Below are 20,585 nucleotides of genomic sequence, written 5' to 3' on the forward strand. Positions count from 1 at the left end.
TATGGCTAGTGGATTTACTAGACAAGAAACCATCGCTTTAACTGGCATAAGCTCTGGCAGACTAAGCTATTTAGACAGAACGGAGTTGGTAGTGCCAGAAAAGTTTGGTAATCCTCAGCACCCTAAAGTCGTTTATAAGTGGCAGCAAATTCTAGAAATAAAAACTATTGAAAGTTTAAGACAGAAGCTTTCATTACAAGAAATCAGAAAAGTTTTACTTTTTTTACAATTAAGAAATTATGAATATTCTTTTTTTAAACATCGTCTGGTTTTTGTTAATTCCCAACTTTATTTAATTGAAGATATGCAAGATTTTGGTTTGATGGTTTTAGAAACTTCTGGAAAAAATCAGGGACAAGTTGTAATTAATGAAATTGGAGCAATTGGAGATGTAATTACAGAATTAGCCAGAGAAGCAGAGAAACATCATGTTTTAGATTTTGATAAACGAACAGGAATAGTTTTGAAGGGGTAAAAGAAATACATATAAGAATCACAAGGAGCAACCAGTAATGAGTTCTAATAAAGCTGTAAATAAAATATACCAGCGAGTAATGGCACATACTGGCTTCTATCGTGATGGTGTGCCGACTACAGGAGTTACAAAAGCGGAAGATATTCGCAATAACAACCAGTATTTAGAAAAGCGCATTAAATATAGTGCTGTAATTGATACTGAACAAATTAACGCTACAGCAATCTATGAATTGTCTGGTTCACCTTGTATTTATTTTACTCAATTAAAAGAACCTAATCCTAGAAAGTTAGCTAAACTACATAAACTGTCTTGGAATCATGGTTTAGCCCCGATGTTGTGGGTGATTACACCTGATGAGGTATTACTTTATAATTGTTATTCTCAACCCACAAAACAAGATGAAAATGATCCAAACCGACATTTAATCGAAAGCTTTGAAACTACTGAAAGCGACTTGAACCGTATGAATCAATTCGCTAGTCGTCTGCAAATTGAATCAGGTGAGTTTTGGCAGTGGGAAAAAGCAAAGCAAATTGACCGTCAACAAAGAGTAGATTCAGTTCTTGTAAGAGATTTAAATGAGGCTGAAGAGAAATTAACAAAAGAAAAAAAATTAGAGCGTCAATTTGCTCATGCTATTTTAATACGTTCTGTTTTTGTTGCTTATCTGCAAGATAGAGATATTTTAAATCAAGAATTTTTCTCTAGCCGCTTTGGAGTAGATTCATTTAATGAACTCCTAAATGATAAACTAGCGACTTATGAGTTATTTGAGTGGTTGCAAACGATTTTTAATGGGGATTTATTTCCTGTATCAATAAAAGAAAGAGATGCTGTAGCTAAAAAACATCTTGAAGTTGCACAAAGTTTAATAGGTGGTGTAGAAGAAATAGCAACAGGTCAACAACGTCTATGGCGGGCTTATGATTTCAAAGTCATACCTATAGAATTAATTAGTTCAATTTATGAAAGTTTTATTTATGCTACTGATTCCAAATCAGCAAAAGAAAATAGTACCCATTATACACCTATAAATTTGGTTGATTTAGTACTTTCTGAAGTATTTAAAGAACTTGATGGTAATGCTAAAGTTCTAGATTTTGCTTGTGGCTCAGGTGTATTTTTAGTTGAATCTTTGCGGAGATTAGTTGTTAAACGCTGGGCTAATGGAGAAACACCAACTCGTCATCTAATTCGTGAAACTCTCTACAATCAAATTTATGGTGTAGATATTAATCCAGAAGCAGTTCAGATTGCGGCTTTTAGTCTTTACCTTACTGCTTTGGAATTAGATTATGAATTAGAGCAACATCGTCAATTAACAAATGATTTAAAATTTCAAAAGCTGATAGGTAATAATTTATTTGCCAATGACGCATTTGATGAAAAAGCAGAATTTAATCAAATAGAACAATTTGCACATAAACAATTTAGCGCAATCGTTGGTAATCCACCTTGGACAAAACCTAAATCTAATAAATCAGCAGAAGAATATTGTAAGCGTAAGCGTCCTGATTCGGGTTATCCAGATGGATATCCTACAGCTTATGGTACACCTCCAGACCAAGCATTTTTATGGCGTATTGGCGACTTTGCTAATGATAAAACTTGCATTGGTTTAATTTTGCATGGTAAGCCTTTTTTTAGCAATGACACAGCAGCCAAAAAAGCAAAAAAATCTCTGTTGATGAGATATAAACCAAAAGTCATAGTAAATCTATCTAAGCTCTACAGAGATAATTTATTCCCTAACTCTGAAGCTCCACCAATAATTTTAATAGCAGAAGGTAAACCTTCAGAACAAAGAGATTCCTTTTACTTTGTATGTCCAGAACGTTCTATAGATTTCCGACGACATGGCATTGTTGAAATTGGAACAGAGCATATTAAAAAACTACCAGTTTTTAGCACAGCTTGCGACTCAGATATGCTGAAAGTTGCTACTTGGGGTAGTGCTAGAGATATACGTCTGCTCCAAAAATTGGGAAATTTTCCAAACATTGAACAAGTTGTAGGAAATCCACCTAAGAATGGATTTAAGTATGGACATCATCGTAAAGTTCCGGCAGAATTGATGGACAAAAAATGTCTAGCTTCTAGCAAAATGCCTAGATATCAAATTGATTTAAACGAACTAGACTTACCACCTGCAACAATGGAGTCGCCAAGGGATTCGCAAATTTATAAAGCTCCATTGGTTATAATTTCACAAAGTATTGATGGGAATGAGGCATTTTCTGCTTTTAGTCAAGAAGATATTGTTTACACACAAAGGTATTCAGGTATTTCTTTTGCAAAAAATAAAGTCCACTTAGCTCACTACTTAAACGGTATTATAAATTCTTCAATAACCAGTTATTTTTTATTCTTAACAGCTTCTTCATGGGGTATTGAGCGCAAGGAAATAAAAACACAAGATTTAGAACGTCTTCGTGTTCCTAAACCAAATAAAGATAACGAAAGATTTATTAATCAAATTATTGAAATAGAAGGTAGATTGCGTGAATCTCCCAAGAAACCTGTTGAGAAAGATTTGAAAAAACAACTTGATGAAGCTGTATTTAATCTCTACGGTTTAGAGGATCATGAACGTGTTTTAGTTGAAGATACTACACAAATCACGATTGATTGGTATATGAATCGTGAGAAATCTACAGCATTAAGAAGACCTCAAACTGCTGATTTAGAAGCGTATGCTATACAATTCATGAGTGTTATTAAACCCTTTCTTCAAACACTTAACGAAAGAAGTATAGTTGCTGAGATATTGAGTATTCCTAAAGCACCATTACAGGTGGTTAAATTTAGCATAGTACCATATCCAGGTCGTGAGCCAGTTATACAAACTGTTCAGGCTGAGGATTTGGTGACTGTGCTGAAAAGCATTGCGGAACAACTACCGCCACAATTGGCTGACCGCGTTTTCACCCGACGAAATGCCAGAATATATGTCGGTGAATACTTATATATTATTAAACCTGCTCAACTGCGTTACTGGACTCGTTCTGCTGGGTTGAATGATGCCGATACTGTTTTAGCTGAACATTTTAGGAATCGTTAAATTATGTTGCCATTGGATGATTCAGGTGCTGTTGGACAACCATCATTTATTAAACGATACGATATTATTGCCACAGTCCTTGATCTCATTCAAGCAGCTTGGATTCAAGTATGCCAAAAACCAGAAATTAATACTAAAAGTGATGAAGAGACTATTGCTGGAGCTTTACACAATGAGATGTGGGTTGAAAAGGAACGCCGGGGTATAAATGGGCCACCAATAATTGATAATGAAGCAGCAACAAGACGTTCTGACAAGAGCTTTAAGCCAGATGGTTTTATTGATTTTAAAATGATTTATTCATGGGATCGTGAAGATTATTTTGGTATTGAGTGTAAGCGAGTCAGCAGTACAAAACCAGATAGAAATTTAGCGACAAAATATGTTTTAGAGGGTGTAAAAAGATTTGTTGTAGGAACTTACAGTATAGGTCATGACTATGCAGCAATGCTAGGCTTTGTGATTGACGGTAAGGTTCCTGAGTGTATTGATTTGATTTGCGATCGCCTGAATAAATATAAAGGTGATATACGTTTGAAAGAAGATTGGATTGATGAGCCTGGTTTTGGAAAAACACCAAATTTATATCGTACTCGTCATCTTCAATACGGTCAAAAGGATTTAATGACGATTCTCCATTTATTTCTTATAGTTAATTAAATTTTTATCCTTAAGAATCTCCTAAAATTTAATAAATTAAATGCCTTCCCGCTATATTCACTCCCGCCTAAGTTCCCGCCAAATCCCTGACTTACTCCAAACAATCTTTGTCGCCGAACTTATCACCCCTAGCCAATGCGTGTGGCTTGTTTCCCCGTGGATATCTGACATCCCCGTTATCGATAACACCGCCAACACCTTCCTATGCTTAGAACCCTCATGGAGTCGTTCCCGCATTCGCCTCTCCCAAGTCCTCGCCACCCTAGCCGAACGGGGAACGACTGTACACATTGCTACCCGTCCCGACTCTCACAACCACAGATTTATTGAACAAATCAAAGGCAAAACTGATTATCAGGACGTTCCCGTGCGATTCCACATTACCGAAGAACTCCACGCAAAAGGTATCCTGGGAGATGGGTATTATCTTGCAGGTTCGATGAACTTCACCTACAACGGTATTACAATCAATGAGGAAGTTGTAACTTATGAAACATCCCCAGAAGTGATCGCCGAACAACAGTTGATTTTTACTAACCGATGGGGAGGGGCGTAATGCTATTTTGGATTTTGGATTATTTAATTCTTAATCTTGTAACGATTTGAGTATTTTTTATTACACATCCTACTATATTAACTATGTGATATTCAAAAGCGATGACTAATGCTAGCAATGCAGATATCCGCCACTTCCTAGAGCAGTTTTTTGGCACTGACAACAAATTTGACCTTGGCAAGATTGAACGTGGTGAAGGAAAACAAGCCAAAATTCGTCCTTGGGTCGAGTTGTTGACCAAAGGCGAACCTCAGCCAACAATTCTTCCCTGCTGGCGTTCCGAGAGTGTAGATTGGTACGCCATCGCCCTTTCGGAACGCCAATTACGCCGTTTGAGTGAAGAATTAATGGCGTTTGTTGGCCCCACATATTCGACATTTCGTGGACAAAGAGCGCAACTAAACCCCCAAGACCCTATAGAATTAGCAGTTTACGAATTTACTGGAGGCGCTGCGGTCAAACTGTGCGGACAAGCGACAGATGTTTGGGAAGCACTAGAGCAGATGCGCCGAGTGAGTGAGAGACGGGTGAAACGGGCCGCAGATATTCCCCGTCCCACAGGTCGCGTACTGCGGGACTTTTATATGGCATTGCAAGCAGGCGATCGCATTGCTGCGGAAAACTCACTACAATACCTTGTAGACCAGCATCGTCTGGATGCGCTGAATCTGCTGTTTTTGCGGGTGCAACTCTTGGCGGAACTAGAGCAATGGAACGAGTTGCTTACCCTCCCGGAACTAGGCAATCTTTTGCAGGTTCGCCGCCCCTTCGCCGTTACCCAAGCTCTGCTGAAGGCAGTATACCGCACTGAACTACAACATTTTGAGGACAATAACGCCCCCGGCAGTGCTGTAGCCTATTTCCAAGAAGTAGTTTTTCCCCGTTACAAGAATCTTTTTGCTGTCCGTGCAGGTAGTAAAATCCCAGAAGTACTGAAATTATTTATGCTGCTGGCGGTAGGTGGAGAACCAACGAAACCTGCACTTCGAGACGAACTGCTAGCAATTGCGGAAGTTGAAGAAACTCACCGCAGCTATTTGCAAAGATTAGCTGCACTGCTAAAAGATGCTACCCCGAATAGCGAAGGCGACCCCCTGCAACAAGCCGAACAGCTATCCAAAAACGGAGACTTCGACCAAGCATTTTCATTGCTTTGTAATATTCCGTCGTCGAAAGAGAAAGTTCGCTTACTCCTCCAATGCGTCTACGAGTTGCAAACGTTGGCGGTGGAAAAAGCTGCATTGCAAGCCTTTGACGAGTTGACTGCTGACGAGCAAACAGCCTTGCTGAAGGTACGCTGGAATCAAGATTTTCTTACCCAACTGCGGGGAAGCCAGGAAGGTACAACAAAAGACACCCCAACACCTTTATCTGTCCCAACGAATTGGTTGGAGTGGTTATCGCAACTGGATAAAAAGCCAACCTGGGAACGAGCGTTATACACTGCACGCCAGGGTTCTGCCGAATGGGATGTCACTAGCTTGCTTACAAAACCACAGGCGGTGGCAGAATTTGACGAATTGTTAAGTAAAGTAGGCTCAACAGCTGAGTCTGTTCTGCACGATGCGCTTCCTTATTTGCTGGGATTTTTTCAGAAAGATGAGCAATTTCCCCGTGGCGAGTTCGAGAGTCTTTATTACTCATTACTAGAACTGCTAGTCCTGAGTACAGAGGGTGGGGATGTTGATTTGGTTTTGTTCAATGATTTAGCGATCGCTATTTTAACTTTAGGAGTTAATACAGCAAAATATACAGAGATTGTAGACTATGCTTTGGAGCTTTGGGACAGGTTCGCCTCACCCAAAAAAGTTGATTGGATGCTTGATTTAATTGATGTACTAATATCATACCCTTGCCCAGTCCCAGAAAAGCGCGAACAACTTCTATTTGCTACGGCTGAAACTATACGCCGTTTTACAGAACGTATTGATGAAGTGCAAAGGGGAATCTTTCGCGCTTTGGTAAAAGATTTACACTTAGGAGAATCGCTTCCAGATTTGCTTGGCGAACAAGCCAGTTTAGTCGAGCAAAACCTGGAAGTTGAGGCTAATGTTTTCCAAAAACTCCAGAATAAATCTGTTCTTATTTACACTCTCACAGAAACCGCAGCAATCAGAGTAAAAAGTATTTTAGAAGCAGCTTGTAAAGAAGTGACAGTTTATCTCAGCCATGACAAGGGAGGTAATGATAGGCTGCGTCAGTGGGTGAAAAATTCTGACATTATTGTGATGGTGACGGCTAGTGCTAAACACGCCGCCACAGGTTTTATTGAAGCGAATCGTCCATCGCATCTTGCGCCGATTCTTTTGGTTAACAGTAAAGGTAGTACAAGTATGCTGCGTGCTATACGGGAGTATTTAGCTGGATGAGGAATCAAGAGGTAAGAATAGGTTGTCTTCAATAACTGCGCGGACTTCGGGAGATACTTGATACCCTCAGGATACATTGCTCATCGGAATAATACCAGCAAACTCACGCAAAACCCGATGGCAAGCATCAACAGTTGTCTTTGTATTAGAAATGATAGGTTCTCCGCTTGCGCCAACTTGGGTTACTCCTCGTTCTCGCCACAACTGAGAGTCCCGCTGCCAATCTATTTCTTGCAATCTACTCAACCACTTAACCAAATCTTCTGCCGGAACTCTTTCCAATAACAAATCATGAGCTAACATACCCAACGCCTGAAAAACAACAGCACTGACTGCTACTAATTCCTGTCTTTGGGTAGCACGCTCCTGTTTATTCATAATCCTCCAAGGATCGTTAGGGATAATGCTTGCTGTTGCTGCCCAAAAGGTTGTCGCCCAATCAATCAGAGATTCCAAATCGGTTTGAGATTTTAAATTGGGGAACATCCGTTGAGTAGCGGTGACTAATGTTGATAAGGTCAGCAACTTAGGATTGTGCTTACCCAAGCCGTTTTCTACTGTCTCCACATTGTCACGAAACTGAGGAACTCGGCAGATCAAGTCCTTGGCGATTAAAACCGTGGGCGATCGCTTATCAAAAGCATGGGATAGCGACACACTTGGTCTTTGGACTAATAGGTTTTGGTCGCGGAAAGCTTGGCGTTCCTCTTCTAATGACAGTCCTGCATATATCAACACGCCAATTTCTAATTGTGAAAGGATAATGGCATATTCCGACTCTTGCGCCTGGATATCTTGCAATGCTTGGCGAATCCCATAGCATCGATGCTGACCATCGGTTAACCGCAAACTAACCGAATGGTAAGGAAGATAGATATTACCATCTCTGTAAGTTGGCGATGGCTGAACGTTAACGCAAATCGGTGGAAAAAATGTAGTTCCATCTTGGTAAGTCTCTAGGATATATCGGGCTATTGCTTTAACCCGTGTCACGTTAAGTTTGCGTTGAGCCAAGTCTGGTAAATCTGGGATATTCGGTATATATAGATGACCGTCATTCAGCAATCGTGCAACATCTCCAAATGTGATGCTGGCGACATAACTCATATGCTCGCACGCCTGACCGCGTTGTACAGGCACGCCTTTGATAACCAATTCAAACATTACTTTGCTTTTCCTATAGCTTAATTAAGCTTGCATACAAGCATACATGGTAGCAGAAATTATGTCTGTGTATTTATGCTGGGGTGAGATATGTAGCAGCAGTAAAACCATTGCCTCACCAAGCACGGATTCCAGATGAAATTTATGCCCAGTTGTACACAATTAGACACTCATGCGAGCAAATGCTTGCTCCCAATCGAACCAGTGATGCCCCAAGTTTACAAGACATCGTAAATGTAGCGCTGAAGCGACTGATTAGGGATTGGCAAGACGAAAACAAGCAAAATTTGCTACAGGAAGAACTTCTTGAACAGCGCAGGACTGCCCGTTCAAATATGGGTCGAAGAAAAAGTGAAGACAGCTAATAAGCGTGCAAAATGCTTGGTAACGCAGGGTAGCTCGTTCAAAAAATATGGGCAGAAAAAAATTGACGCTAGCTAAAGCGTCGTCATCTGATGTGAAATTAGCCAATTCTAGCTTACTAGGTTCATCTACCTTAGAGTCCAAAAACCATGAGCTTAGACCTTGACACAATAAAACGCCTGGCTGATGAAGTTCTGACCTTCATTGAACAACGCGAAGCAGAACAAGTTGCCTATGGCATTTATGATGTAACAATGGCAGGGGTTGAAGTAATTGATAATTTTCAACCTTCCGAAGACATCAAGTTAACTCCTGAAGAAAAACCAGAAGCACTCAGAAAAGCTTTAGCGCAACTGGCAAATGACTTGCAAATTATCCGCTTTAACCAAGAAGAGTCTCCTGATGGCTGGATTTTTCGCAGTCGAATCGCAGAAACTGTAAGGTTGCTATCAAAACTCCGTCAAAGAATTGTTCGAGAAAACAACCTCAAAGTAGCGCACCGCATCAGCAATAGCAAGCGTTTAGTGGCAGATATTAAGTTTAGTGTCGCTTCTCGTCGCGTACCTCGAAGGAACATAGCAGTACAAAGCTGCATGACACCTTTACTTAGTGGTGATACAGAGCAACAGCGAACAGCAAACCTAATTTTAGAGGTAATTGACACCTATCTCCCGAAGCTACGCCAGATGAGTGGCTTCCAAAAACGAACTTTAGAAAGAATTCTCTATGGTCAGGGCTGGTTGTTAAATCGGTTAGTAGTTCAATACTTTCCCAGTCTCATCACGAGCGGAAAAGTTATCAGAATTGAATTAAGCCGTATTGCTCGGAGGAATGACATTGCAGCTTTATGGCATGAACTTAGGGGTAGAGTCGGTCTAGGGAGACGAAGCACAATTGAGGAAATTGTCGAACGATTTTATCAATGGTGGCTGACTCAAAATGTGCTGCTAATTTTCTTTGGTGTCGATTCCCTGAGTGAAGGTTTTCTACAAGAGTTGATACAGGATTTCTGGCAACCATTGGTGAATAAAGTGATATCAATTAAGAAGGAATCAGCAAGTCAATTCCGATTATTAATGTTCCTGGTTGACTATGAGGGGTGTGTGGGTAGCTGGAATATTCCTTTTGCTGAAACGTTAGACCCAACCTGGAACCCATATACACCTGTTAAGCTACCTGTACTTACTGAATTTTCTGAAGATGAACTGACTAACTGGCTAGAATTTACGGTGGACGAACTGCCAACTAATCTGATAAACCAAATAGATGAAACAGTACAAATCATACTGAACAACAGTGATAATGGTATTCCAGAACTAGTTTTAGCAGAAATTTGTCACCTGTCTGGATTGGATTGGTATGAGCAAGAGGAAAAATGGTTACGCCTTGGTGGTGGTGGTCGAACTCCACTAATTCAATCAGAACAGAAAGAGTCTTTAGATATTGTTAACCCATTTCCAATCACCCAGTCAGAACCGATAGTTTGTTTTCATCTATTCTTCAACATATCATCACATTCAACTACGGTTGGAGGGGAATTGGCAGTAACTGTTGAGTTGAGTCCAGATGGAAATGATAGCAGCAATGCTTATCTTCTTGAAGTTTCAAGGACTGATGCTATTGGAAGTGAACTTAATATATTTCTGACTGCTCCCGGTTTTCAGTTTAACAGCGATAACACCACAAGCTTACCTATCGATCCAGACACTGCCAACGTAATCCAAACAGCAAGCTTCAATCTTACCGCCTTGCGTTCAGGTAAAACGAAAATTCAAGCAGAACTTTACTGTGGAGAAACTTACAAAACTACTCTCGAAACAGAAGTAGAAGTTACTGCATTTGAAGAAACAGAACTACAGCCCCTCATTGCTGCCCGATCGCGTCCCGTTCCCCAACCAGATATAATTCTCCAAGTGCGTACTACTTGGAACGCAGATATCTCCGCTTGTACTTTCAATTATCACATTGATAGCTATCAACCACGCCTGCTGTTCGCGGATGATGTTGACTACAATTCACAGTCTTTATCTACTAATTGGGTCGAGCGATCGCACTCATTATTAAAAACCACCCTTGAGGAAGCAGCAAGTAGCGTCACAGAAGATTTCCGTTCTCGCCTTGTTTCTCTCGGTCAGTACCTGTTTTACTCCTTACTCCCACAGGAACTGCAAAATACTTTTCGCACCATAGCCAGCTTTAATCAGCCTTTCACTTTACTAATATTAGCTGACCAGGATGCTTGGTTTCCTTGGGAATTATTACATGATGGGCAGAAATTTTTAGGTGATCGCTTTATTATCGGTCGCTGGCCTTGGGAGTTAGAGAAAGCACGACCCTATGAGTTTCCTGTGGGCGCGGTGAATGTTGCCTATTATGCTAGTGTGGAACAACCTGAACTTTGGACTGAGCTTTTGCACTCATCAGGCGCACCGCCGCCAATTTCCATGCAAGCTGGTATATTTAATGATATTAGTTTGTTTGAATCAATACGTGGCTTGCATTTAATTCGCTATGGTCAATCTGTGGACACAACGAACCGCCAGGATGCGCCAGTGCGGGTTAATAGCAGTAGCGATATTCAGGATATTGAGCGTGAGGTGCAACCAGCCAAACTGAGTCTACGTCGCAATCATCCCCTTGTATCTTTAAGCTATCTAAATGCAGGGCAACCGGAATTAACAGCATTAGAGCAAACCTGGGCTTCTACCTTTGTCAGAGCAGGTTGTAGCGCGTTTGTTGGTTCCCTCTGGGCGGTGCAACCGAATGTGGAAGCAGCTTTTGTTAGTGCTTTTTATAACAGCATTTGGGCAGGGCAAACTTTGGGTGTGGCGTTCCAAACGGCTTGCAGATTGGCTAAAACCGTTGTACCAGAATCCTTGGACTGGCTGGCTTATGTATTATTTGGCGACCCAATGGCGCGTCCTTACCGACCTGTACAGGGACAGGGCTATGCGGTTGTGGAACCTATAGGTCAAGAAATTGACGACTCAGTATCCCCAGGAAGCACGGTAAGGTTTCGCGTTAGCCTGCGCCGTACTCCTCCTGTATGGTACGAGAATCGATTAATGGAGGTGGCTGAAGATTTAAGTTTTGATGATTTACGTGTTTTTATCGTCACGTCCGGATTGCAGGTTACTCCTGGTGATTCAATACTTATGACACGCACAGCTACCGGAGATTATTTAGGTTGGTTTACGCTCACTGTCCCTGCTGAGATGGAAAGTCGGTCAGTGTTAGTTCAAGTATACTTTGAGGACGGGATAGAATCTGTTCACAATTTGCGTTTTGCACTGAATATTGTTAAGCAGGACGGTGAGGCGCAATGAGAGGAGTTGGCAGTCCAGTTGGTGTAAATTTGGCTAGTTCTTGCTTAGAAATTATAATCGAAAAAGATTACTACTCAATTGGTCGGTGGAGATTTTCTAAACCTGATGATAAAGTTTTAGAGATGCTGACAGAAGAAATTTTAAATTGTTTTGATGATTTAAGAATAACTATTAATAAAGAAAAAAGCCTTGCACTAGATGTGGGTTTGTGCAATAAATATTTAATCAAATTAGCTGAATGGGGACGAACAGCCTACCAAGCTTTTTTTGGTGAAGATGAACCAAATAAAATTCTTAACTTTCGCTTAAATGAAAATATAGCTCCCACCTTTGTTTCAGAAGTTATGCCCTTTCCTTGGGAAGTTCTGTTTGAGGGAACTGAAGAGGACTATGAACAGGGAAATCCTGAAATGTTTTGGGGAATGCGCTACACCCCGGCTCGGATTCTCAACCCAGAAAAAGATATCGCAGATTATGTTTTGGAGCAAGCTCAACCTTCTGATATGTTATTTTGCTTGCATCACAGGTTGCTTCATGCTCATAAAAATGAAAGACCAGAAATTGAAAGGTTGGTGAGGGTGACAGGAAAAGACCGCTTCACGTTGCTGGGGACAGCTTGCAACTTGACTAATGGTAAATCCAGCGATCCTTTGGGTGATGATTTACTCAAATATCTTTACAAGGCTAGCCACAATATGTTGCATTTTGCCTGCCATTGTAAGGAGACTAGACTGGGGGATAAGCTGCTGATTTCTTTTATTAGAGATGAGGAGATTACAGAAAATGGCTTGGTGCTGGAGTTAGAAACTTACAAATTTTTGTTGCGCCAGGGGAAATTTCTGTGTCAGCCATTAGTGTTTCTTAATGCTTGTCAGTCGGCTGGGGGTGTGGATGAGTTACGCAGGACATTCAATTTACCCAAGGTGTTTATTCAGCATGGGGCGGCTGCGGTGATTGCTACAGCTTGTCCTGTACCGGATATGTTTGCGGCGGCGTTTGCGAAGGTGTTTTATGAGTTTTTTCTGCGGGGGATGGTGGTGATGGATGAAGTAACTGGGGATAAAGTTGTTAAAATTATGACAATTGGGGAGGCATTACGGGCAACGAGGTGGTATTTTTTGAAGGAATTTAACAATCCGTTGGGATTGGCTTATGGGGTTTATAGTCCGGCAAGTTATCGAGTGAGACAGAAACCAGCTTTGGTAAAATTAATTAATTTGTAGATGGTAATTTATACACATTTGGATAAGTGTAATGTTAGGAACAATACAGGGAGGACGTTATCGAATTCTACAAATGATCAGCCAAAGTGGGTTTGATGTAACTTACCTTGCGGAAGACATTGGCATTCCAGGTAAACCTAAATGCATAGTCAAAAAATTAAACCCATTAAACTCTGAAGAGAGCGTTTTAAAAGTGCTGAGACGCTTGTTTGCATCAGAAGCGGAAATACTAGTTCAGCTAGGGAAACACGACCAAATTCCTAGAATTCTAGCTTATTTTGAAGAAAATCAGCAATTTTTTTCAGTTCAAGAATTTATTGATGGGCATGATTTAAGACAAGAAATTATTCCAGGTAAGCAATTAAGCGAAAGTTATGTCATAACTCTATTGCAAGATATATTGCAGATTCTAGAATTTGTTCATCATAATAATGTAATACATCGGGATATAAAACCATCCAATTTAATCAGACGTGCATCAGACGAAAAAATAATTCTAATTGATTTTCTTGCAAGTAAACAATTAATTATTCGTACTAAAATAACTGAATCTCAAAAACAGGAAGAAGACAGAACAGTATCTCAAAAACAGGAAGAAGACGTAACGATTGCAATTGGTACTCAAGGCTATATGCCCGCAGAACAAGCTAATGGATACCCTCGATTGAGCAGTGATATATATGCTGTAGGGATTACTGGAATCCAAGCCCTTACTGGAGTAAATGCTCGTGAGTTCCAAAAAGATCCCGCAACTGGTGAAATTATCTGGCGCAATCTAGTAAAAGTTAGCCCTAAACTAGCAGCCATTTTAGATAAAATGGTGAGATATAATTATTCACAGCGCTACCAGTCAGCGACTGAAGCCTTGCAAGCTATCCAAAATTTGAGCAAAACTCAATTACCTCTTCTTTTGCAAGAAGATCAGAACTATCAGATTTTACTGAATCAGGTAAAAAATTACTGGATTAAAGGTGTCTTAGAAAGAATTTTACAAGAAAAACCATCCATTCACTTCAAACTTGAATCAAAACTTGATGGATACATATATCCTCCTGAGCCTTGGAAGTTATTTTCACCGGAACCTCCTTCTGAAGAAACTCCGCATATCTTAACACCTGATGATATAAAGGTGATTCAATTTTTTGATTGGCATCATACTCTCCTTATTTTAGGTGAAGCTGGTGTGGGTAAAACAGTAACACTATTAGAGCTAGCTCGTGAGTTAATTGACCGCGTAGAACAAGATATTAGTCAACCTCTTCCTATTATATTTAAGCTTTCCTCTTGGAATATCAAAAAAGGAGGAATTAATACTTGGTTTAGGAATCAGAGTATAGCAGATTGGATCATACAAGAATTTACAATAATTTATAACATTCCTCAAGAAAATTCAAAAAAATGGATTGACAATAAACGAATAATATTATTACTTGATGGCTTGGACGAAGTAAAAGAAAATTTGCAAAATCCTTGTATTCTTGCCATAAATGAATTTCGTCAAGAATACGATATTGATATGGTAGTAACAAGTCGTATTCAGGACTATCAAAATCTTAAACAGCGATTGAGATTTCAGTTTGCTATCTATCTAAATCCATATATTTTGGAGAATGAATCCAGGCAAGAAGTTGAATTAACAGAATCTGAAAGGATAACAGAAACGCCATCTGTGTCAGAAACAGCAATAATTGTATGTGCTGTAATGCTAAGGGTATTAAAATATGATATTTCGGTTGGTAGTGAATTAGAAGTCACTATAAATCTAGGTAACAGTGCAATTTTCGAGGAAAGTGCTTATCTAATTACAATTTCAAGAAACCAGATTTATGAGACTGAACTAAACATCATCCTCAATGCCCCTGGCTTCCAACTCAACGGCGACAACACCACCAGCCTACCTCTCAATCCCGACATAGCCCAAGAAATTCAAACCGCCCGCTTCTGCCTCACCGCCCTCCGCCCAGGTTCCGCCACCATCACCGCCGAACTCTACCGAGGCGATACCTTCGAGACAAAACTAGAAACTCAAATCCAAGTCGCCGACATTGACGAAGCAACCTTCACGCCTCAACGCATCATCACCCAACCTCGTCCCGTCCCTCAACCAGATTTTATGCTCCGCATCCAAACAATCTGGAACGAAAGCAACTCCACCTGCAAATTCCAATACCAACTTAAAAGCTTCCGCTTTCTCTCAGTATTTACCGAAAATAACATTTATACATCAGACTCACTTTCAACCAGTTGGATAGAACAGGTGCGGGGATTGTTAGCAACTACACTCGAAAATATATCCGATAGTTTGCCCACTGAGAGAAAATCTCGTTTAATTTCCCTTGGTCAATACCTATTTGGAAACCTCTTCTCCACAGAACTACAAAGCGATATTCGCAGTTTAATACCCCAAAATACCACTTTTACACTTTTAATTCTCGCTGATCAAGAAGCCTGGATACCTTGGGAATTATTATATGATGGTCAAAGATTTTTAGGCGATCGCTTCATCATTGGCCGCTGGTTACAAGAATTAAACGACACCAGACCCTACGAATTTCCTGTAGGTACAGTTAACATCGCCCACTACGCCAATGTCGAACAACCCCAACTCTGGGCTACCCTCCTCGAAGCCCCCGGCGCACCTCTACCCCAGCCTTTACCAGCAGGTGTATTGCATGATTCTACTGAAGCTATACGAGGTCTGCATTTAATTCGCTACAGTCAGTCCTTAGATGCAACCAACCTTCGTAACGCTCCCGTAACCTTAGATAACAGCGACGATACAGAAGACATAGAACTCCAAATGCGTCCCGCCAAACTAAACCTGCGGCGCAATCGCCCATTTGTTACCTTGAGTTACGTTAAAACAGATGTGCCAGAATTGACAGCATTAGAAAACACATGGGCATCTGCCTTTATCCGCGCTGGATGTAGCGGCTTTGTAGGTTCCCTCTGGGCTGTAGAACCAGCAGTAGAAGCTGCCTTTATTAGCTGCTTCTACAACCGTCTGTGGGCTGGCGCTTCCTTGGGCGAAGCTTTCTATACTAGCCGTCAGTTAGCCCGTGCAGCTGCACCTGATTCCCTTGACTGGCTAGCTTACGTTCTGTTTGGCGACCCAATGGCGCGTCCTTACCGTCCCGTTCCTGGTGATGGCTATGCCATTGTCGAACCTATAGGACGGGAAATTGATGACCCATTGCCCCCTGGTGCGATCGCTCGTTTTCGTGTTACTCTGCGAAGAAATCCCCCGGTGTGGCATGAAGATAGAGTTATCGAAGTAGCAGAGAATCTCGTCTTTGAAAATCTACAGGTACACATTGTCACCTATGGTCTGCAAGTGATTCCAGATTTGCCCATCACGATGACACTTACTGCTAAAGGTGATTATTTAGGCTGGTTTACCCTAGTTGTACCAAATGAAATTACTGATACGTCAGCTTTAGTTCAGGTATATTTTGCAGATGGAATGCGACCAATTCATAGCTTAAATTTCTCTCTCAACATAGAGAACGGGAGGGAAGAATGAGCGGTATTAGTAGCGCCATTCGCCATCAAACAATGGCATCTTTTTTACCAATTGTAATTCCTAAAGAAAATTATTATAATATTGGTTGGCAAAAGTTTAACATAACTGCCACTGATGAAGAACTTCTGAAATTTACAAATAATGTTTTAGAGTCTTTTTGGAGACTAGAAAAAGCAATTAATCACACCAAAAGTATCAAATTAGATGCGGAAACTTGCCAGCAAGAAATGAGAGAACTGGCAAAGTGGGGTTTAGCAGCTTACCGCAGATTTTTTGAAGAGGAAGGCTCCCGTCAAATTATCGAAGGTCGTTGTAAAATGATGGGGACTGAAATTCCAGCGCCCACCTTTATATCTGAGCGGGTAATTTTCCCTTGGGAAGTACTCTATGCAGGGGATAATTATCAAGAACCTAATCCAGAAATGTTTTGGGGACTGCGCTACACTCCCGCTCGAATTCTTACTCCCGAAAAAGATATTTCTCGCTTTTTGGCAGACAGAACTACACCATTAGATATGATGTTTTGTCTGCATCATCGACTGCGAGAAGCTCATCAAAATGAATGGCTACTAATTCAAAAATTGATTCGCACCTTGCAAAATAGCCGTTGTTCTCTGCTTTCAGCAGTAGGTAAATTAACAAAAATTGAAAATGGAGAAAACCTACTTGATTATTTTATAGAAGCTAACCATAACATTCTCCATTTTGCTTGTCACTGTCAGTCAGAAGAATTAGATGTAGATACCCTGCTATTTTCTTTGTTAAAGGATGAAGGAGAAGAAGGCGAACCTTTAGTGATTAAATTAGGGGCTATATCTTTTATTTTAGTAAAACAAGATAAACGATTTCAGTGTCAACCATTAGTCTTTCTCAATGCTTGTCAGTCAGCAGGTGGAACTGATGCATTACGCAAAACTTTTAACTTACCACAAATGTTTATTAAACGTGGTGCTGAGGCAGTAATTGCAACTGCTTGTCCCGTTCCCGACCGTTTTGCTGCGGCTTTTGCTCAACAATTTTATACATTCTTTATAGATAAACAAATGACAATTGGGGAAGCCCTACAAGCTACCCGCAGATATTTTATAGAAGAGTACAATAACCCTTTAGGTCTGGCTTATGGTCTTTATAGTCCGCCTTACTATCGACTAACTCAACCCCTGGCTACAGTAGGTGTCGCCTGATGACAAACCCCGCATCGACATCAGAAATAACTCAAGCAGAATTAGATAACTTACTAACGCAACTGCAACAACTACGCTCGTCAATTACTACTGCACGGGAAACAATTGCACCACTAGAAACAAATCTCGCAGCAGCTTACAACGAATTTCAGGCAGTTGTTGGTACATTACGTCGCCAGTCGATGCGCTTACAAGCAGAAATTGCCTCCCTTCGCAGCCAAATTCAACGTTTCACCCAGGATGAAGACGATACGCAACAGCAAGATGTCGCAAACGATAATTTTCTCTACCAGGAAGAACAAACAACAGAATTTAGCCTCAAAGACCTAGAAGCCATTGATAAAGATATGCTACTGGAGCATATCTTTCGGTTATTAGATCCTGATGTCAACGCTGAGGATGCAGAATTACTGGCCAATCTCCAGGGTTTATGTAGTGACGCTGCTGCTAGTTTAGGCGATGTTTTGGAAGAATTACCTTGGGGAATAGTTTGGACAACTCGTAATTCTCAAGAAGACTTGACACAGCAGTACCAGCGTTTGAAAGTTTGGGAAGCAGCGTTAAACCGACAGCTACAAAATTTAAAACAAGCAACAGAACGGTTGTATAAAGATACACGTTACGGACTTTGGCAGCAACAGCAAAAAAGTCAAGAACACTGGCATAATTTTCTCAATCAATGTATTGAACAGCAGCAAGACCAGAATTATGAATTACAAGCTGAGTTAGATAAATTAAAGCAGGAGTGGGGGCGTATTACCAGCACCAATAGATTATGAGTAGTAAAGACTACCAACTTAATTTACCTGTACCAGTAGGGGGAGAAGATTTGCCCATCCCCGTCGCTGATGCTGTGCCGCAACAAGAACAACCCAGCGATAAAGCTTTTTTAGAATGGGGTAACTTAGTTAGTCAGCGTCATGTCCGTCACTTAGCTTTTGACCCAACACAAGAAAATTTATGGTTGGCGACTGGGGGAGGGGTACTGCACTGGAAGCTGGAATTAAATAGATTTGTGAGATACACCAGCGAACATGGTTTGCCAGGTAACTCAGTGTTAGCAGTGGCGGTAGATGGCACGAGTCAAGTTTGGGCTGCTCACGAACAATTTGGCATTTATTATCTAAAAAATGATACTTGGCGACCTTACCGCATCCTGGGCGAGGTAAAGGTAAGTTGTTTGACCTTGGACTCTAGTGGTAAACTTTGGGCTGGAACTGCTAGCGGTATTTATGCTATCAACACTCCAGACCGTAAACCCGCTTTAGAACTACCCCCGGCTGGTTTTCCTCCAAGAGCAATGGCGATCGCCAACGAAAATGATATTTGGCTGTGCAATGCTCAAGGCGTTTATAATTACAAAAATGCTAGTTGGGTGCGTACTAGCGACAGCGTGCAGCCAGATGTTCTCACCCTAGCTCGTCAAGGTGAAAACCTGTGGTTAGGCACTTTTCGCGGACTGGTACGCATTGACTTATTAACGAACAAACTACACAAAATTGATACTACATATCCTGGTGAAGTTACTGCCCTAGCTCCCCATACGCAAGGAGTTTGGGCAGCCTGTGGCGGACAGGTGGGTTTAGCAACAGAAACCGGTTGGACACCATTGACAGAAAAGCGATTTAATGCGCCTATTACCAGCTTGCTAATACGTAGAGACGATAAAGTATGGATTGGTACTCATGATGGACTACTGCGTGGCGAGAACAAGCAAATACTTTTGCACTTAACGGACAATCCCCCTGATGTCATTGGGTTAGCTTCCCGCGAAAAATCTCCACCCACTTTCAGTAGTTTAGTGCAAGCACTGTCAGTGCAGCAATTTGCAGACCGTTCTATTTTATGGATTGGGACGGCACAAGGTTTATTTCGATATGACTTATTTACCGAAAGTTGGCGGCGCTATGGACAACTTGCTGGCCAAGATATCCGCGCTATCATCACCAGCCAAGACCAAGAAACTGTTTGGGTTGCGAGTTGGAGTAGTGGTTTACATAGCTTAAAACAGCAGAATGAACTGCAAACCGCGCCCAATATTTCTGAACCAATTTTAACCCTAACTGCTGGAAGCGATCGCTACTGGGCAATTGGATTAGATGGTCTTTATCAGTACAAAGATTCAGCTTGGGTACAAGTAATTTCTAACAAGGAACTGCTCAAGGAACTGGTGAGTGGATGGCTGCAAGTAATTACCCAAGCTGTTACAAACCACGTTTGGCTGGGTACTTCAGCAGGATTGTTGTTATTGAAAATTGATACAAAACGACTGACTCCAATTACTGGTAACTTAGGTAGTGCAGATGTGCGATCGCTACTAGCAATTAATGGAAATGAGTCGGAACAGGTTTGGGTAGGTACAAGTCAGGGACTGTATGTAGGTAATGTTGACAACTGGGAACCAATACCTGAGCTTGAAAACCGAGTTATAACAGCCTTGGTATGGGATAAGAGCAATAGCAGTTTATGGGTTGGGACAGATAAGGGGCTATTTTGTTTACTGAGTCAAGGCAATAGATGGAAAATTAACGAATTTAACATCCACAATAGTGGCTTAGGGGCAAATCGAGTTATAGCACTGGCCATCAGCACTGGTGAAGATAAAGAGACTAAATTATGGGTAGGTACAGCTTATGGTTTAAGTTGCTACACATATTAAAAAATCTAAAATTAAAAGG

The 20,585-nt window shown here is 41.0% G+C and carries 12 protein-coding genes; 11 read left to right on the forward strand and 1 reads right to left on the reverse strand.

All coding sequences use genetic code 11. The annotated features are described in order from the left end of the window. Position 1: 1 nt before the first annotated feature. From HG267_RS33245 to dpdD, 5 genes are all read left to right on the forward strand, one after another. Positions 2-475 carry a hypothetical protein gene (locus HG267_RS33245; protein ID WP_045871522.1) on the forward strand — a complete coding sequence of 158 codons (474 nt, stop codon included), beginning with the start codon at positions 2-4 and terminating at the stop codon, positions 473-475. Between the two features lie 37 nt (positions 476-512). Then, on the forward strand, positions 513-3,539 hold the full coding sequence (locus HG267_RS33250; protein WP_045871523.1) for a class I SAM-dependent DNA methyltransferase: 3,027 nt from the start codon (positions 513-515) through the stop codon (positions 3,537-3,539). Positions 3,540-3,542: 3 nt separating this feature from the next. Continuing rightward, positions 3,543-4,199, forward strand: coding sequence for a hypothetical protein (locus HG267_RS33255; protein ID WP_052335252.1), 657 nt, complete (start codon positions 3,543-3,545; stop codon positions 4,197-4,199). Positions 4,200-4,239: 40 nt separating this feature from the next. After that, positions 4,240-4,755, forward strand: a complete 516-nt coding sequence (gene dpdK, locus HG267_RS33260; protein ID WP_045871524.1) for a phospholipase D-like domain-containing protein DpdK — start codon at positions 4,240-4,242, stop codon at positions 4,753-4,755. Positions 4,756-4,856: 101 nt separating this feature from the next. Beyond that, positions 4,857-7,124 carry a protein DpdD gene (gene dpdD, locus HG267_RS33265; protein WP_045871525.1) on the forward strand — a complete coding sequence of 756 codons (2,268 nt, stop codon included), beginning with the start codon at positions 4,857-4,859 and terminating at the stop codon, positions 7,122-7,124. Positions 7,125-7,190: 66 nt separating this feature from the next. Here dpdD and HG267_RS33270 read toward each other — a convergent pair whose 3' ends face one another. After that, positions 7,191-8,288, reverse strand: coding sequence for a DNA sulfur modification protein DndB (locus HG267_RS33270; RefSeq protein ID WP_045871526.1), 1,098 nt, complete (start codon positions 8,286-8,288; stop codon positions 7,191-7,193). 512 nt (positions 8,289-8,800) lie between these two features. Between HG267_RS33270 and HG267_RS33275 the strand changes: the two genes are divergently transcribed. The 6 genes from HG267_RS33275 to HG267_RS33300 are packed head-to-tail and all read left to right on the forward strand — an operon-like array spanning position 8,801 to position 20,566. Further along, complete coding sequence (locus HG267_RS33275; protein ID WP_052335254.1) at positions 8,801-11,977, forward strand: hypothetical protein; 3,177 nt, start codon at positions 8,801-8,803, stop codon at positions 11,975-11,977. Beyond that, positions 11,974-13,200 carry a CHAT domain-containing protein gene (locus tag HG267_RS33280; protein WP_045871527.1) on the forward strand — a complete coding sequence of 409 codons (1,227 nt, stop codon included), beginning with the start codon at positions 11,974-11,976 and terminating at the stop codon, positions 13,198-13,200. Before HG267_RS33275 ends, HG267_RS33280 begins: the two co-directional genes overlap by 4 nt. Positions 13,201-13,231: 31 nt before the next feature. Next, complete coding sequence (locus HG267_RS33285) at positions 13,232-16,723, forward strand: protein kinase domain-containing protein (protein ID WP_052335255.1); 3,492 nt, start codon at positions 13,232-13,234, stop codon at positions 16,721-16,723. Then, positions 16,720-17,907, forward strand: coding sequence for a CHAT domain-containing protein (locus tag HG267_RS33290; protein WP_045871528.1), 1,188 nt, complete (start codon positions 16,720-16,722; stop codon positions 17,905-17,907). The genes HG267_RS33285 and HG267_RS33290 overlap by 4 nt, the downstream gene beginning before the upstream one ends. After that, the gene (locus HG267_RS33295; RefSeq protein WP_045871529.1) at positions 17,907-18,686 is read left to right on the forward strand and encodes a hypothetical protein; all 780 of its coding nucleotides are present in this window, start codon (positions 17,907-17,909) and stop codon (positions 18,684-18,686) included. Before HG267_RS33290 ends, HG267_RS33295 begins: the two co-directional genes overlap by 1 nt. Further along, a complete protein-coding gene (locus tag HG267_RS33300) occupies positions 18,683-20,566 on the forward strand; it encodes a hypothetical protein (RefSeq protein WP_045871530.1) in 1,884 nt (627 codons plus the stop codon). The genes HG267_RS33295 and HG267_RS33300 overlap by 4 nt, the downstream gene beginning before the upstream one ends. The last annotated feature ends 19 nt before the right edge of the window (positions 20,567-20,585 follow it).

Source organism: Tolypothrix sp. PCC 7601 (genome assembly GCF_025677855.1).
Lineage (GTDB): Bacteria > Cyanobacteriota > Cyanobacteriia > Cyanobacteriales > Nostocaceae > Aulosira > Aulosira diplosiphon.

Excerpts from the sequence above, each read along its gene's own strand:
- HG267_RS33270 (WP_045871526.1), bottom strand. The coding sequence starts at position 8,288 with ATGTTTGAATTGGTTATCAAAGGCGTGCCTGTACAACGCGGTCAGGCG.
- HG267_RS33300 (WP_045871530.1), top strand. The coding sequence starts at position 18,683 with ATGAGTAGTAAAGACTACCAACTTAATTTACCTGTACCAGTAGGGGGA.
- dpdD (WP_045871525.1), top strand. The coding sequence starts at position 4,857 with ATGACTAATGCTAGCAATGCAGATATCCGCCACTTCCTAGAGCAGTTT.
- dpdK (WP_045871524.1), top strand. The coding sequence starts at position 4,240 with ATGCCTTCCCGCTATATTCACTCCCGCCTAAGTTCCCGCCAAATCCCT.
- HG267_RS33280 (WP_045871527.1), top strand. The coding sequence starts at position 11,974 with ATGAGAGGAGTTGGCAGTCCAGTTGGTGTAAATTTGGCTAGTTCTTGC.
- HG267_RS33275 (WP_052335254.1), top strand. The coding sequence starts at position 8,801 with ATGAGCTTAGACCTTGACACAATAAAACGCCTGGCTGATGAAGTTCTG.
- HG267_RS33290 (WP_045871528.1), top strand. The coding sequence starts at position 16,720 with ATGAGCGGTATTAGTAGCGCCATTCGCCATCAAACAATGGCATCTTTT.
- HG267_RS33245 (WP_045871522.1), top strand. The coding sequence starts at position 2 with ATGGCTAGTGGATTTACTAGACAAGAAACCATCGCTTTAACTGGCATA.
- HG267_RS33250 (WP_045871523.1), top strand. The coding sequence starts at position 513 with ATGAGTTCTAATAAAGCTGTAAATAAAATATACCAGCGAGTAATGGCA.
- HG267_RS33295 (WP_045871529.1), top strand. The coding sequence starts at position 17,907 with ATGACAAACCCCGCATCGACATCAGAAATAACTCAAGCAGAATTAGAT.
- HG267_RS33255 (WP_052335252.1), top strand. The coding sequence starts at position 3,543 with ATGTTGCCATTGGATGATTCAGGTGCTGTTGGACAACCATCATTTATT.
- HG267_RS33285 (WP_052335255.1), top strand. The coding sequence starts at position 13,232 with ATGTTAGGAACAATACAGGGAGGACGTTATCGAATTCTACAAATGATC.